The organism is Nocardia sp. NPDC003345 (genome assembly GCF_053589395.1).
Genome location: NZ_JBSFRU010000007.1, coordinates 24,349 through 38,770 on the forward strand (window position 1 = coordinate 24,349; position 14,422 = coordinate 38,770).

Below are 14,422 nucleotides of genomic sequence, written 5' to 3' on the forward strand. Positions count from 1 at the left end.
ATCCATGACGAACGACTTCTTCGGGCTCGACGGACGCGTGGTGATCGTGTCCGGTGCGGGCGGCGGCGGTATCGGCACCGCGGTGACCCGTCTGGTCGCCCGGGCCGGGGCCACCGTGCTCGGCGTGAGCCGGGGCGCGGAGAACCTGGCGAAACATGTGGAACCGCTGGCGGGTGAAGGCCTGAAGGTGATCCCGGTCCAGGCCGACGCTTCCACCGACGAAGGAGTCGCCACAGTTCTGGAGGCGGCCCGGCAGGCCGACGGCGAGCTCTACGGCCTGGTCAACATTGCCGGCGGGGCCGCCCCTGCCACCTGGATGCCCGCCACTCGGGTAACCCGCGAGGACTGGCGGGCGTTGTTCCACCAGAACCTCGAATCGATGTTCTTCATGAGCCAGGCGGTGGCCGCGGAGATCAAAGAGCAGGGGCGGTCGGGTTCCATCGTCTCGCTGTCCTCCATCAGCGGGATGAACACCGCGCCGTTCCACATCGCCTACGGCACCGCCAAGGCCGCGCTGGTCGCCGCGACCCGCACCCTCGCGGTCGAACTGGCGCTCAGTGATATCCGGGTGAACGCGATCGCGCCCGGTGTCACCGAGACCCCGGCCTCGGGCACCTATGTGGACGAGGACCCGGATCGCGATCGCACCGCCATCGCCATGGGCCGCCGAGGCCGGCCCGAGGAACAGGCCGGCGCGGTGCTGTTCCTGCTCTCGCAGCTGTCGTCCTACATCACCGGGCAGACGATCCTGGTCGACGGCGGGCTGAATCTGAAATGGACGCATCTCGGCGCCGACAACACCTCGCTGTTCCTGAAGGACGAGGGGTTCCGGGCCGCCATCACCAGCTGACCACCGAAATGTATTGCACCGACACCGACTGTCCCCGGACCTGGGGTGGGAGAACGCCATGAGCGAGACCGTCGACGATATCGCCGCCACGAACACCGAACCGCTGTCCTCGCCGAAGACCATCGGGGTGGAGGCGTACCTGAGCCCCGAATACGTGAAGGCCGAACGCGACAAGCTGTGGCGCAAGGTGTGGCAGCAGGTCGGCCGGATCGAGGAGATCCCCCGGGTGGGCGATTACCTCACCTACGAGATCCTCGACGATTCGCTCATCATCGTGCGTACCGCACCGGACAAGATCCGCGCCTATCACAATGTGTGCGCGCACCGCGGCCGACGCCTGGTCGACACCCCGCCCGGGGAACGTAGCGCCCACGGCCAGAAGAAACAGTTCGTCTGCGGATTCCACGGCTGGCGCTACGACCTCGAAGGCCGCAACACCTTCGTGCCCGAACGCGAGGACTGGCCGTGCGGGCTCAGCGACGGCCGCGACGGCCTCGTCGACGTACAGGTCGACACCTGGGGTGGCTGGATCTTCGTCAACCTGGATCCGAACCCGACCGAGAGCCTGCGGGAATACCTGGAACCCGCCGCATCGCTGCTCGATCCCTTCCAGCTGGAGAACATGCGTTACCGCTGGCGCCGGTGGCTGGTGTTCGACTGCAACTGGAAGGTCGCGCTCGAGGCCTTCATGGAGACCTACCACGTGCCCTACACCCATCCGGAGTTCATGAACTTCGGCATGTTCCTGGGGTGGGCGCGGGCGCAGGGCAAACACAGCAATATCGGCTACGACGCGCCGAAGGGGCAGGAGGAGAGTCAGGGCAAGATCCGCCTCGGCCACGGCCCCGACGCCCGTAAATCCACCATCGAGTTGCAGAACTTCACCTGGGAGAACGCCAACACCAACACCACCTGGACCATGGTGGAGGCGGCGCGGCGGCTCACCGACGAACTGCCCGAGGGCACCCCGGGGCCGGAGGTCATGGCGCACTGGCTCGCCTCGGCTCGTGCCGACGACGAGAAACGCGGTGTCATCTGGCCGACGGTCACCCCGGCCGATGTGGCGGCCGCCGGTACCGCCTGGCAGATCTTCCCGAACTTCCAGATCGGCCACGCCGTGAACAATATGCTCTGCTACAGCGCGCGGCCCTACGGTTACGACCCCGACAAGTGCATTTTCGAGGCCGCGGTCTACGAACTGTTCCCCGAAGGCGAAGCGCCGCAGACGGAATGGGTCCATACGCCGCAGGACGATCCGGGCTGGCGCACCGTGCTCCCGCAGGACTTCGACAATATGGCCGCGGTCCAGCAGGGGATGAAAACCGCCGGCTTCTCGGGCCCGAAACCCAACCCCTACCGCGAGCGCAGTGTCGTGAACCTGCACCACAACCTCGCCGAATACATGGGCACCGGTGAACCGCGTGACCTCACCTGACCCCGGCACCGCCGGCCCCTCTCACAATCCCACCGAGGAATTCGCATGAACAACTGCGCACCCACGCAGACCCCCGAAATCGACCAGGCCGCGCTGCGGGCCAAATATCTGGCCGAACGCGATAAGCGGCTGCGTCCGGAGGGACAGAAGCAGTACGTGGCGTCCGAGGACGGGTTCACCGATTTCTTCGAAGGCGACCCCTACACCCCGGCCGCCCCCCGCGACCCGCTGTCCGAGGATATCGACGTGGCGGTCCTGGGCGGCGGCTGGGCCGGGCTCACCTCCGGCGCGCGGCTCGTCCAGGCCGGGGTCGAGGACTTCCGGATCATCGAGCTCGCCGGTGATTTCGGAGGTGCCTGGTACTGGAACCGGTATCCGGGCATCCAATGCGATTCCGACGCCTACTGTTATCTGCCGCTGCTCGAGGAAACCGGATACATCCCGACCCAGAAGTACGCGCGCGGCGACGAATGTTTCGAGCACGCGCAGCGGATCGGCAAACATTTCGGGCTGTACGAGAAGGCCGTCTTCTCCACGATGGTGAAATCGCTGGAATGGGACGAGGCCATCCAGCGCTGGCGGATCGGCACCAACCGCGACGACGATATCCGCGCCCGGTTCATCGTGATGGCGCAGGGCCCCTTCAACAAGCCGAAGCTGCCCGGCATCCCCGGACTCGGCGATTTCACCGGCCATATGTTCCACTCGGCCCGCTGGGACTACGAGTACACCGGTGGCGATATGAACGGCGGCCTCACTGGTCTCGAGGACAAGAAGGTCGCGGTGATCGGCACCGGCGCCAGCGGTATCCAGGTGATTCCGCATATCGCCCGGTCGGCCGAGCATCTGTACGTCTTCCAGCGCACACCGTCCTATATCAACGAACGCGGTAACGTCCCCACCGATCCGGCATGGGTGGAGTCGCTGCAACCGGGCTGGCAGTTGCAGCGGCGTCGCAACTTCCATACCGCTGCCTTCGAGGCGTTCGCGCCCGGCCAGCCGGATCTGGTGTGCGACGGCTGGACCGAGGTCAGCCGCAATGTCCAGTCCTATCTGGACGAGAACAATCTCTGGGCCGAGGTCACCCCGGAGAAGTTCATGGAGATCCGGGAGAACCAGGACTACCGGGCCATGGAGCGCGTCCGGCAGCGGGTGGACGAGATCGTCACGGACCCGGCCACGGCGGCGGCCCTCAAGCCGTACTACCGATTCCTGTGCAAGCGGCCCTGTTTCAACGACGAATACCTGCCCACCTTCAACCGCGACAATGTGACCCTGGTGGATGTCGCCGACACCAAAGGCGTCGAGCGGATCACCGCGAAGGGGATCATCGCCGCCGGGGTGGAACACGAGGTGGACTGCATCATCTTCGCCAGCGGTTTCGAGATCACCACCGAACTCGACCGCCGCTACGGGATCCACCCCTTCGCGGGCCGCGACGGGCTCTCGCTCTACGAGCACTGGGCCGGTGGTTACCGCACCCTGCACGGGCTGACCAGCAACGGATTCCCGAACCTGTTCTTCACCGGCTTCATCCAGGGCGGGGTCACCGCGAGCACCACCGATATGTTCGACCAGCAGGCCACCCACGCCGCCTACATCATCGGCCAGGCGCTGGAGCGCGGTTCGCGCACGGTGGAGCCGACCGTCGAGGCCGTCGACCAGTGGTGCGCCACCATCAAGGAGACCGCGGTCGACAACAGCAACTTCCAGCGGGAATGCACGCCCGGTTACTACAACAACGAGGGCGAGCGGAACATCCGCTCGCATCTCGGCGAACCGTACTGGCCGGGCTTCTACGCCCTCGAGGACATTCTGCAGAGCTGGCGGGAAACGGGCGAGCTGGAGGGCTTGGCGCTCGGCGAATGATTCGCCGCGGCGAAGGTTAGGAGAAGCGTTGTCCGATATGCGGTTCGACGGGCGGGTCGTGGTGATCACGGGGGCCGGGCGCGGTCTGGGGCGTGCGTACGCCCTGCTGCTCGGCTCTCGCGGCGCCGCGGTCGTGGTCAACGATGTGGGCGGCAGTATTCCCGGCGGCGACTCCGATGTGGGAGTCGCGCAGACGGTGGCCGATGAGATCGTGGCCGCCGGCGGCCGGGCGGTGGCCAGTGCCGATTCGGTGGCCACCCCCGAAGGCGGGCAGGCGATCGTCGCCAAGGCGCTCGATACCTACGGTCGTGTCGACGTGGTCGTCCACAACGCGGGCAATGTGCGGTACGCCCCGCTCACCGAAATGAGCTACGAGGATTTCGATTCCGTGCTCGACGTGCATCTGCGGGGTGCGTTCCACGTGGTGCGGGCGGCGTTCCCGGTGATGCGGGATGCGGGCTACGGGCGGGTCGTGCTGACCTCGTCCATCGGTGGTCTCTACGGTAATCAGAACGTCGCGAATTACGCCGTCGCCAAGGCGGGCGTCATCGGGCTCTCGAATGTGGTGGCCCTGGAGGGCGCCGAATTCGGTGTGAAATCCAATGTGATCGTGCCTGCGGCGGTCACCCGGCTCGCCGACGGGCTCGATACCTCGAAGTACCCGCCGATGGATCCGGAACTGGTCGCACCGGCGGTGGGCTGGCTGGCGCATGAATCGTGCACGGTGAGCGGCGAAATGCTGGTGGCGCTCGCGGGCCGGGTGGCGCGGGCCTATATCGCCGAGACCCCCGGTGTGTACCAGAAGGAATGGACGCTCGAGGACGTCGGCGCCCGTATCGACGAAATACGTGACACCGAGGATTCATGGCTGCTGCCGGTCGTTCCGTCGGCCCACAGCGACCATATCGGTCGGAGTTTCGCAATGGCCATGGGAGGAAAGTGAGTATGGCGGTCAAAGTCTACGAACGGATTCTGGATCTCTTCGAAGCCGAAGGTATCAACACCATCTTCGGCATCCCGGACCCGAATTTCGTGCACCTGTTCCACCTCGCGGACGAACGCGGCTGGAATGTGGTGGCCCCGCATCACGAGGAATCCGCGGGGTTCATGGCCGAGGCCGTCTCCCGGATGACCGGAAAGGCCGCGGTGTGCATCGGCACCCTCGGCCCCGGCGTGGCGAATCTGGCGGGCGCCATGATGTGCGCCCTGGTGGAGAACTCCCCGGTCATCTTCCTGGGTGGGCAGCGCGCACGTATCACCGAGCAGCGGGTGCGCCGCGGGCGGATCCAGTTCATCAAACAGTCCGGGCTGTTCGAGCCGTCGGTGAAATACGCGGCGAGTATCGAATACGCCGATCAGACCGACGAGGTCATCCGGGAGGGTCTGCGCAAGGCACTGTCGGGAACACCGGGCCCGGTCTACATCGAGTACCCCTCGCATGTGATCCAGGAGGAACTCGACGTGCCCGCCGCGCTGCCGCCCGAGCGGTACCGGCTGGTGGGCCAGACCGCGGGCCAGGACCGCATCGATGCCGCCGCCGACCTCATCCGGCAGGCGAAGCAGCCGATTCTGCTGGTGGGACACGGCGTGCACACCGCCCGGGCCGGAGCCTCGGTGAAGGCGCTGGCCGATCTCATGGCCTGCCCCGTCATCCAGACCTCCGGCGGCACCTCCTTCATCGAAGGCCTCGAGGAGCGCACCTTCCCCTACGGCTTCTCGCCCTCGGCGGTGGACGCGGTGGTGAAATCCGATCTGTGCCTGGCCATCGGTACCGAGCTCGGCGAACCGGTGCATTACGGCAAGGGCCGGCACTGGGTCGCCGGTGAGGAGAACCGGAACTGGATCCTGATCGAACAGGACCCCAGCGCCATCGGCGTCAACCGGCCCATCGACGTACCGCTGGTCGGCGATCTGCGGGCGATCGTTCCGCAGTTGAGCGAAGCGCTGAAGAACACCCCGCGCTCCGCGACTCCCGAACTCGCCCAGTGGATCGAGCAGGACGCGTCGCGGTTGCGGGAACTGGCCGAGACCGCCCCCTCGGGCGGCACCCCCGTTCATCCCGCGCGCCTGGTCGTCGAGGCCACCAAGGATTTCCCCACCGACGGCATCCTGGTCCGCGACGGCGGCGCGACCACGATCTTCGGCTGGACCTACACCCAGTGCAAACCCCACGATGTGATCTGGAACCAGAACTTCGGCCATCTCGGCACCGGCCTGCCCTACGCGGTGGGCGCCTCCATCGCCGACGGCGGTAAACGCCCGGTGCTGATGATCACCGGTGACTCCTCGTTCCAGTTCCAGATCGCCGAACTGGAAACCGCGGTCCGGCACAATCTGCCGCTGGTCTGTGTCGTCGCCGTGGATTACGCCTGGGGTCTCGAGGTCGGCGTCTACAAACGCACCTTCGGCCAGGGCTCGCGTGAAACCGCGGTGCACTGGAGCAAGGAGACCCGCCTCGACAAGGTCGGCGAAGGTTTCGGCTGCTACGGCGAATACGTCGAGACCGACGCCGAGATCGCGCCCGCGATCAAACGCGCCTTCGCCAGCGGAAAGCCCGGCGTCATCCACGTCGCGGTCGACCCGAAGGCGAACTCCGAGGAAATGCCCAGCTACGACGAGTTCCGCACCTGGTACGCGGAAGGGATGCAGTGATGCGCGAGTACCTGAAGTTCTATATCGACGGCCGGTGGGTCGAACCCGCGGCCGACCGGACCTTCGAAGTGATCAATCCAGCGACCGAAGCGGTCTGCGGGACGGTCGCCCAGGGGTCGGCCGCGGATGTGGACGCGGCCGTCGCGGCGGCCCGGGAGGTGTTCCCGCGCTGGTCGCAGACCGCGGTCGCCGACCGGCTCGAACTGTTCGGCGCCATCGGAGCGGAATACCAGAAGCGCACCGGTGATCTCGCCGCCGCGCTCACCGAGGAGATGGGCGCCCCGAGTGCGCTCGCCGGCGGCTTTCAGGTGGACCTGGTGCTCGGCCATCTCCAGAAGGCGACCGAGGTCCTGCAGAGCTTCCGGTTCGAGGAACAGCAGGGCGCGACCCTGATCGTGAAGGAACCCATCGGGGTCTGCGGCCTGATCACGCCGTGGAACTGGCCGATGGCACTGATCGCGGTGAAGGTCTTCCCGGCGCTGGCCACCGGGTGCACCATGATCCTGAAACCGTCGGAACGGTCGCCGTTCACCGGCCAGATCTTCACCGAGGTGCTGGATGCCGCGGGCGTCCCGGCCGGGGTTTTCAACCTCGTCCAGGGCGACGGGCCGAGCGTCGGTGTCCCGCTGGCCTCCCATCCGGGCGTGGATATGATCTCGTTCACCGGATCCACCCGCGCCGGCATCGATATCGCGCGCAACGCGGCCCCCACCGTGAAGCGGGTGGCCCAGGAACTCGGCGGCAAGGGCCCCAACATCATCCTCGACGACGAGGATTTCGCCACCAATGTCGGCCAGGGCGTCGCGGATATGATGGGCAACTCCGGGCAGACCTGCAGCGCCCCGTCGCGCATGCTGGTGCCCGCCGCCCGCATGGACGAGGCGGTTTCCGCGGCCCGGGCCGCCACCGAGGGCGTCACCGTCGGCGACCCCACCGGCGAGGTCGCCATCGGACCGGTGGTCGCGGGGTCGCAATGGGACCGGATCCAGGCACTCATCGAGAAGGGTATCGAGGAGGGCGCCACCGTGGTGGCCGGCGGTCCCGGGCGTCCCGACGGGCTCGACAAGGGCTTCTACGTCAAACCCACCGTATTCGCCGAGGTCACCAATGATATGACCATCGCGCGCGAAGAGATCTTCGGACCGGTGCTGGCGATTATCGGCTACGACGATATCGACGACGCGATCGAGATCGCGAACGACACCGAGTACGGCTTGTCGGGATTCGTCGCGGGCCGCGACCTGGCCCAGGCGCGGGCCATCGCGCGGCGGCTGCGGGCGGGTTCGATCGCCATCAACGGCGGCTTCGATTTCGCCTCCCCGTTCGGCGGCTACAAGAAGAGCGGTAACGGCCGCGAATGGGGCGAAGCGGGTTTCGACGAGTATCTGGAGACCAAAGGTATCCAGGGCTACGCCCCCGACGCGGCCCAGGCCTAGGGACCCGATGACCGACGAGGCCACCGAGGAGATCGCCACCGTTCTCGCCCACGCCCGCATCCGGGACCGGATCGTCGCGCTCGCGCGGGGCGAGGACCGCCGCGACGCCACCCTGGTGAAGGACGCCTTCTGGCCCGACGCCACCGTGGATTTCGGTATCTTCGACGGCACCTTCGACCAGTACCTGAGCTGGGTGATCCCCGGGTCCCCGGCGGTGGTGGCGACCCAGCATCTGCTGGGGCAGACCTCCATCGATCTGCGGGGTGCGGTGGCACTGTCGGAAACCCAGGTCATCGCCTACCACCGGCTCGACACCGGCGCCGGGCACCGTGATTCGGTGCTCGGCGGCCGCTACCTCGACCGTTTCGAATGGCGGGACGGGCGCTGGCGGATCGGCAAACGGATCATGCTCTACGACTGGGCGCAGGACCAGGGCGAATCGGTGGACTGGTCACAGGGTGTGCTCGGCGCGCCGCTACGCGACGACCGGTTCGTCGGCCGGGCCCACGGCGACTACAGCGAACAGTTCTTCGGCGAATAGGTGGTACCGGGATGGGTGCACTGACCGGCCGGGTCGCCGTGGTCACCGGTGCCAGCCGCGGGATCGGCAAGGGGATCGCGCTGGCGCTGGCGGAACAGGGCGCCACGGTCTACGTCACCGGGCGAACGACCGGGTCCGGGGAACATCCGTTACCGGGCACGATCGTCGAGACGGCCGCCGAATGCGGACGCCGCGGCGGCACCGGGATCGCGGTCCGGGTGGACCACGGTGCCGACGCCGAGGTGGCCGCGCTCTTCGACCGGGTCGGCGCCGAGCAGGGCCGGCTGGACATCCTGGTCAACAACGCCTTCTCGCTCCCCGAGGATCTGACCGATCCGGCGCCGTTCTGGGAGAAACCGGTATCCAACTGGGAGATGGTCGATATCGGTGTCCGTTCCAACTTCGTGGCCGCCCGCTACGCCGCCCCGCTCATGGTGCCGGAGAAAGCGGGGCTGATCGTGGCGATATCCGATGGCTATACCGGCGTCGCCTACACCTACGGGGTGGTTTTCGGCACCGCGAAGTCGGCGGTCGACCGGATGGCCCGCGATATGGCGGTCGAGCTGAAACCATTCGGCATCGCCTCGGTCTCGCTGTGGCAGGGCCTCACCCTGACCGAACGCGCCGAACGCAATCTCGCCACGATTCCGGGCCTGTCCGGGGCCGCGGCCACCACGCCGGCCGATGGTTGTTCCCCGGAGTACCCGGGCCGGGTCATCGCGGCCCTGGCCGGCGACCCCGCCCTCATGTCCCGCACCGGGGGCACCTTCATCACCGCCGAACTGGGCCGCGACTACGGCATCACCGATATCGACGGCCGGGAGATCCCTTCGCTGCGGGCCACCCGCGGCGCGCCGATCTGGGCGCCGATCCCGTGACCGCGGGCGACGCCGGAATTCCGAGGAACTCATGACCACCACAGATCTCCAGGGCCGGCTGGCCGTCCTGCTGGACCGCCAGGACATCGCCGACTGCCTGATCCGTTTCTCGCGCGGGATGGACCGATTCGACCGCGCGATCTTCCTGTCGGCGTTCCATCCGGACGCGGAGATCGCCGCCGGCGATTTCGTCGGCGGCCCCGCCGACCTCTACGACTGGGCCTGCGCCATGCACGAGCAGGGTCAGATCGCCACCCACCACAACCTGCTCAACCACACCTGCGATATCGACGGCGATATCGCCCACACCGAGACCTACTACCTGTTCGCCGCCCGCAACCGCGACGACAGCAACTGGCTCGCCGGCGGCCGCTATCTCGACCGGCTGCAACGCCGGGACGGATCATGGCGGATCGCGCTGCGGACCAATGTCATCGAATGGTCCGGCACGGTCCCGACCATGCCGCTCCCGTTCGCCGGGGTCGTGGATCTGTACGCCAACGGGACCCCGTCGCGCAGTACCGGCGACCCGTCCTACGCCCGTCCGCTGCGCAATCTGCGGGCGCCGAATATTCCCAGCTGACAGGAGGCAGAGTCATGCCGGCGGTAGCAACGAGAGAACTGAGCGAGAAGGTCGGCGTCGAGGTTCTCGAGGTGGACGCGCACCGATTCGTCACCGATCCGGATCTGCCCGGGATCTGTGAGGATCTGCTGGAGCGGCACGGGGTCGTGCTGTTCCGGGAACTGCACGCCACCGATGCGCAGCAGGTCGAATTCGGCACGAAACTCGGCGAACTGGCGAAGTTCCCGTTCCCCAACAAGAACGTGATGGAGATCAGTTTCGACCCGGCCAACCCGCTCGCCAAGTATTTCCCGAGCAACGATTTCTGGCATATCGACGGTTGCCTGGACCGCGTCATCGCCAAGACCTCGATCATGAGCGCCCGGGTGATCACCGCGGAAGGCGGTGAAACCGCGTTCGCGAGCACCTATCTCGCCTACGAGGAATTGGACGAGCGGGAGAAGGCACGGCTGGCCGATATCCGCGTGGTGCACCGGATGGCGCGGGTGCAGAAACTCAGCCATCCCGATCCCACACCCGAACAGCTCGCGGAATGGGACCGCCTGGCGGCGAAAGTGCATCCGCTGGTGTGGGAACACGAATCCGGTCGCCGTTCCATGGTGTTCGGTGCCACCGCCTCCCATATCGACGGCGAGGACCCCGACGGCGACCGCGCGTTGCTCGACGATCTGGAACATCGGGCCACCACCCCCGACCGCGTGTACACCCACTCGTGGGCGGTGGGCGATCTGGTGCTCTGGGACAACACCGGCCTGGTCCATCGGGCCTGCGAGTTCGACCGCACCCAGCCGCGGCGGATGGCCCGTTCCACCGTGCTCGGTTCGGAAGCCATCAAGTGAACCGCACCGCACACGATCCCGATATCGGCAAGGAGCAGGATATGGAGCGGATACCCCCGCTGAAACCCGCGGACTGGTCGCCGGAGTTGCTCGCCTTCTTCCGTGACTTCCGGACCCGGGTGCACCACGGCGGGCCCGCGCCGTCCAATACCCAGTCCGGGACCAACCTGCTGGGTACCCTCGCCCGCTATCCCGCTTTCACCATGGCGTTCCTGCCGTTCAACGGGCACCTGCTCTACGGCACCGCGCTTTCCGACCGGCAGCGCGAAATGCTCATCCTGCGGGTGGCGCATCTCTGGAACAGCGATTACGAATGGGCTCAGCATGCCGTGCTGGGCGGTAACGCCGGGATCTCCGAGGACGAGATCGCGCGGATCGCCGCCGGGCCGGACGCGCCCGGCTGGACGCCGGAGGAATCCGCGCTGCTGCGCGCCGCCGACGATCTGCGGACCGAGGGCGCGATCGGCGACGGCACCTGGCAGGCCCTGGCCGGGGAGTTCGACGAACAACAGCTGATGGATATCGTCTTCACGGTCGGCGCCTACGCGATGCTGGCCATGGCGCTGCGTTCCTTCGGAGTCCGGCCCGAAGCCGGTCTCCTGCCGTATCTGCCCGTGGCACAGTGAGGTCCGGAGCACACAGAGTTGGGAGCCGAAGATGAGTGAACAATCCATTCCGTCGGGATACGACCGGCACCCCGACTACCGCGTCGATCTGCTCGCCCGCACCAATACGATGACCGCGGTCGCCGGAGGGCGGCAGCTGGCCACGAGCGATGCCTGTCTACTGGTCGACGAACAGGATCACGGCCTGGTCGTGTACTTCCCGCCGGACGCGGTCGACCTGACCCGGCTCGAGCCCGTCGACGGCCTGCACACCGTATGCCCGTTCAAAGGTGAGGCGTCGTATTGGACGCTGCCCGGCTCCGACCGGCCCTGGATCGCCTGGACCTACCCCCGTCCGCATCCGCCCGTCGCCCGGCTGGCCGGTTATATCGCCTTCGACCAGAGCGCCGTCACGGTCACCATCGGTGCCGGGCGCTATACAGGGGTTCGTTCATGAGTACGCAGTTCGCCTCCGAACCCGGCGATCCCACCGGTATCCCGGAATCCTCGATGGCGCGCATGATCGAGATCTTCGATGTGCGTGCCGATCCGGTGGTACCGGCCCGGTATCTCGGCGACAGTGACGGCGGCAGCCGGCGGGTGGTCGACGGCAGCCAGATCCTCGGGCAGAGCATCGTGGCCGCCACCCGGGCCCTGCCCGGCCGCACCGTCCGCTCCGCGCACGCGCTGTTCGTCTCGGCGGCCGACCCCGATCTCCCGCTGGACTTCACCGTCACCCCGATCAAGACGGGACGCAGCTACGCGAGCGTGACGGTGACCGTGCGCCAGGAGTTGCGGGTCCGCACCAGCGTCACCCTGCTGCTGGACAGTCCGCAGCCGGATCTGGTGCGCCTGGACGCACCCGCCGGGCTCCCGGTGGCGGGACCGGAGCACGCGGTACCGGCCGACAGTCTGCCGCTAACGGGACGTGAGGTCCGTATCGTCGGCTGCGCTGATATCAACGACCCCGACGAGATCGGCCCGCCGGTGGTCGATGCCTGGCTGCGCTACGACGATGTGCCCGCCGCCGACGAACTACGCCGCGCGGTTCTGGCGCATTTCACGGGACATCTGGGCATTTCCACGGCGCTGCGCCCGCATCCCGGTCTCGGCACCGCCCAGGCCCACCACACCCTGTCGACCGCGCCCATGGGTATCACCGTGACCTTCCACGATCCGGTGCGATGGGACGGCTGGCTGCGCTATCACCACGAGGCGGTGTTCATGGGCGCGGGCAGCGCCCATATCCGTGGCCAGATCAGCACCGAGAGCGGGGTGCTCCTCGCCTCTTTCGCGCAGGACGCGATGATCCGGGGTTTCGAGCCCGGTCCGGTGACCGAGATCCACAGCTCGGCCCGGTTGTAGCTCAGCGCCGCACGCCGCGCTCGCCCCGGATCGCCTGCTGCGCCATGGTCGACGAGGCGTTGACGATGCCGTCGTCGAAACGTTTGAGCAGCAGGGCCTGGGTCGCGGCCAGATGGGCGCAGGCCATATGTTCGGCGGCCGAGGCCTGACCGGCGGCGATATCGTCGACGATCTTCTGATGGGTGCGCACGGCGGCGCGGGCCTGCTCCGGGGAGGGATACTCGCCACGGCCGGTGAGCGCCTCGGCCCAGGCCTCCTCCTGGGCCGACCACAGCGCCACCAGGCTGCTCACCACATAGCGGACGGTCGCGTTCGGGGTGAAGGAGACCACCAGGTCGTGGAATTCGCGGGCGGTCTGGGTGAAGGCGACCCCGTCGTCGATGAGCTCCATCGATGTCGCGATGTTCGCGGTGAGCGCCGGGACCACCACGTCCAGCCGGTCCTCGCGGCGGGCGCATTCGGCCGCGCACATGGGCTCCAGCATCTGCAGGCCGGTGGCCAGATCGCCGAGCGTCACGCGACCGCCCTGCAGCGCGAGCCCGAGATGATAGGCCGCCGAGGTCTCGTCGGGGCGGTGCACTTCGGCGCCACCGACATTGCCGCGCCGGACGGTGACCAGGCCCTCGGTTTCCAGGATCCGGATAGCCTCGCGGATGGAGGGGTAGGAGACGCCGAACTCCTGGACGAGCTGATCCTGGGTGGGGAGCCGGTAGTCGTCGGTGCCGTTGAGGATCCGGGTGCGCAGCTCCGCCGCGACGGTCTGCGCCACGCGATGCTGAGTGACCCGCCCGCGCCGCGGGGCCGTCACGACAGCCGCTTACGGCCGGATGGATACACCATGAACTGGAGTTTATCCCGGCCTGGTTAGTTCATCAATGATTGCAATATTGGCAAGGACAGAACCGAGCTTCGCCTGCGGTGGCCGAGGCCGCCGGGACGGTCATGGGATATCCGCGCTCGATGCCACGGAACCGGCGTTCTCCCGCGACCGGGTAACCGCCCACGACGCCAACGCCGACACCGGCCCGAGCAGATCCCGCCCGGCGTCGCTCAGCGAGTATTCCACGCTCGGAGGCACGGTCGGAAACACCGTCCGCACCACGAGACCGTCCGCCTGCAACTGCCGCAGGGTCCGGGTCAGCATGCGCTGACTGATTCCCTCGATCGCCCGTTCGAGCGCGTTGAATCGCTGCGGCCCGCGCCCGAGCAAGACCAGGATCAGCAAGGTCCACTTGTCCCCGAGCCGTCGCGCGATCTCGGTCACCGGACAGGCCTCGTACTCCGCGCGCGGAACCGGGTCCGGCAGCGGCCCGGTGAGCAGGACCGGAACATCGGTGTGCGTACCGGACATGAAACTGCCTCCTTGCGC

At 67.4% G+C, this 14,422-nt stretch carries 15 protein-coding genes; 13 read left to right on the top strand and 2 right to left on the bottom strand.

Going from position 1 to position 14,422, the window contains the following annotated elements; translation table 11 throughout:
* The first annotated feature begins 4 nt into the window (after positions 1-4).
* From ACWDU1_RS01885 to ACWDU1_RS01945, 13 genes are read left to right on the top strand one after another with little or no spacing between them, the layout of a single operon-like run.
* Positions 5-850, top strand: coding sequence for an SDR family NAD(P)-dependent oxidoreductase (locus ACWDU1_RS01885; protein ID WP_449995028.1), 846 nt, complete (start codon positions 5-7; stop codon positions 848-850).
* A 58-nt stretch (positions 851-908) separates the two neighbouring features.
* On the top strand, positions 909-2,285 hold the full coding sequence (locus tag ACWDU1_RS01890) for an aromatic ring-hydroxylating oxygenase subunit alpha (protein ID WP_449995030.1): 1,377 nt from the start codon (positions 909-911) through the stop codon (positions 2,283-2,285).
* Between the two features lie 45 nt (positions 2,286-2,330).
* Positions 2,331-4,154, top strand: coding sequence for a flavin-containing monooxygenase (locus ACWDU1_RS01895; protein WP_449995032.1), 1,824 nt, complete (start codon positions 2,331-2,333; stop codon positions 4,152-4,154).
* A gap of 28 nt (positions 4,155-4,182) precedes the next feature.
* On the top strand, positions 4,183-5,097 hold the full coding sequence (locus ACWDU1_RS01900) for an SDR family NAD(P)-dependent oxidoreductase (protein ID WP_449995034.1): 915 nt from the start codon (positions 4,183-4,185) through the stop codon (positions 5,095-5,097).
* Between the two features lie 2 nt (positions 5,098-5,099).
* The gene (locus ACWDU1_RS01905; protein WP_449995036.1) at positions 5,100-6,806 is read left to right on the top strand and encodes a thiamine pyrophosphate-binding protein; all 1,707 of its coding nucleotides are present in this window, start codon (positions 5,100-5,102) and stop codon (positions 6,804-6,806) included.
* The gene (locus ACWDU1_RS01910) at positions 6,806-8,242 is read left to right on the top strand and encodes an aldehyde dehydrogenase family protein (protein ID WP_449995038.1); all 1,437 of its coding nucleotides are present in this window, start codon (positions 6,806-6,808) and stop codon (positions 8,240-8,242) included. The genes ACWDU1_RS01905 and ACWDU1_RS01910 overlap by 1 nt, the downstream gene beginning before the upstream one ends.
* A 7-nt stretch (positions 8,243-8,249) precedes the next feature.
* Entirely contained in the window at positions 8,250-8,783 is a 534-nt protein-coding gene (locus tag ACWDU1_RS01915; protein ID WP_449995040.1) for a nuclear transport factor 2 family protein, read from the top strand.
* Positions 8,784-8,794: 11 nt separating this feature from the next.
* On the top strand, positions 8,795-9,661 hold the full coding sequence (locus tag ACWDU1_RS01920; RefSeq protein WP_449995042.1) for an SDR family NAD(P)-dependent oxidoreductase: 867 nt from the start codon (positions 8,795-8,797) through the stop codon (positions 9,659-9,661).
* A gap of 31 nt (positions 9,662-9,692) precedes the next feature.
* The gene (locus ACWDU1_RS01925) at positions 9,693-10,244 is read left to right on the top strand and encodes a nuclear transport factor 2 family protein (RefSeq protein WP_449995044.1); all 552 of its coding nucleotides are present in this window, start codon (positions 9,693-9,695) and stop codon (positions 10,242-10,244) included.
* Positions 10,245-10,258: 14 nt separating this feature from the next.
* Positions 10,259-11,083 carry a TauD/TfdA dioxygenase family protein gene (locus ACWDU1_RS01930; RefSeq protein ID WP_449995046.1) on the top strand — a complete coding sequence of 275 codons (825 nt, stop codon included), beginning with the start codon at positions 10,259-10,261 and terminating at the stop codon, positions 11,081-11,083.
* A complete protein-coding gene (locus tag ACWDU1_RS01935; RefSeq protein ID WP_449995048.1) occupies positions 11,080-11,709 on the top strand; it encodes a carboxymuconolactone decarboxylase family protein in 630 nt (209 codons plus the stop codon). The genes ACWDU1_RS01930 and ACWDU1_RS01935 overlap by 4 nt, the downstream gene beginning before the upstream one ends.
* Before the next feature lie 31 nt (positions 11,710-11,740).
* A complete protein-coding gene (locus tag ACWDU1_RS01940) occupies positions 11,741-12,145 on the top strand; it encodes a DUF427 domain-containing protein (RefSeq protein WP_449995050.1) in 405 nt (134 codons plus the stop codon).
* Complete coding sequence (locus tag ACWDU1_RS01945) at positions 12,142-13,053, top strand: acyl-CoA thioesterase (protein WP_449995052.1); 912 nt, start codon at positions 12,142-12,144, stop codon at positions 13,051-13,053. The genes ACWDU1_RS01940 and ACWDU1_RS01945 overlap by 4 nt, the downstream gene beginning before the upstream one ends.
* A gap of 1 nt (position 13,054) precedes the next feature.
* On the opposite strand, the gene ACWDU1_RS01950 is transcribed toward ACWDU1_RS01945, so the two are convergent.
* Together ACWDU1_RS01950 and ACWDU1_RS01955 are read right to left on the bottom strand one after the other, a co-directional pair.
* Positions 13,055-13,861 carry a FadR/GntR family transcriptional regulator gene (locus tag ACWDU1_RS01950; protein WP_449995053.1) on the bottom strand — a complete coding sequence of 269 codons (807 nt, stop codon included), beginning with the start codon at positions 13,859-13,861 and terminating at the stop codon, positions 13,055-13,057.
* A gap of 132 nt (positions 13,862-13,993) precedes the next feature.
* Positions 13,994-14,404, bottom strand: coding sequence for a winged helix-turn-helix transcriptional regulator (locus tag ACWDU1_RS01955; protein WP_449995055.1), 411 nt, complete (start codon positions 14,402-14,404; stop codon positions 13,994-13,996).
* Positions 14,405-14,422: the final 18 nt, after the last annotated feature.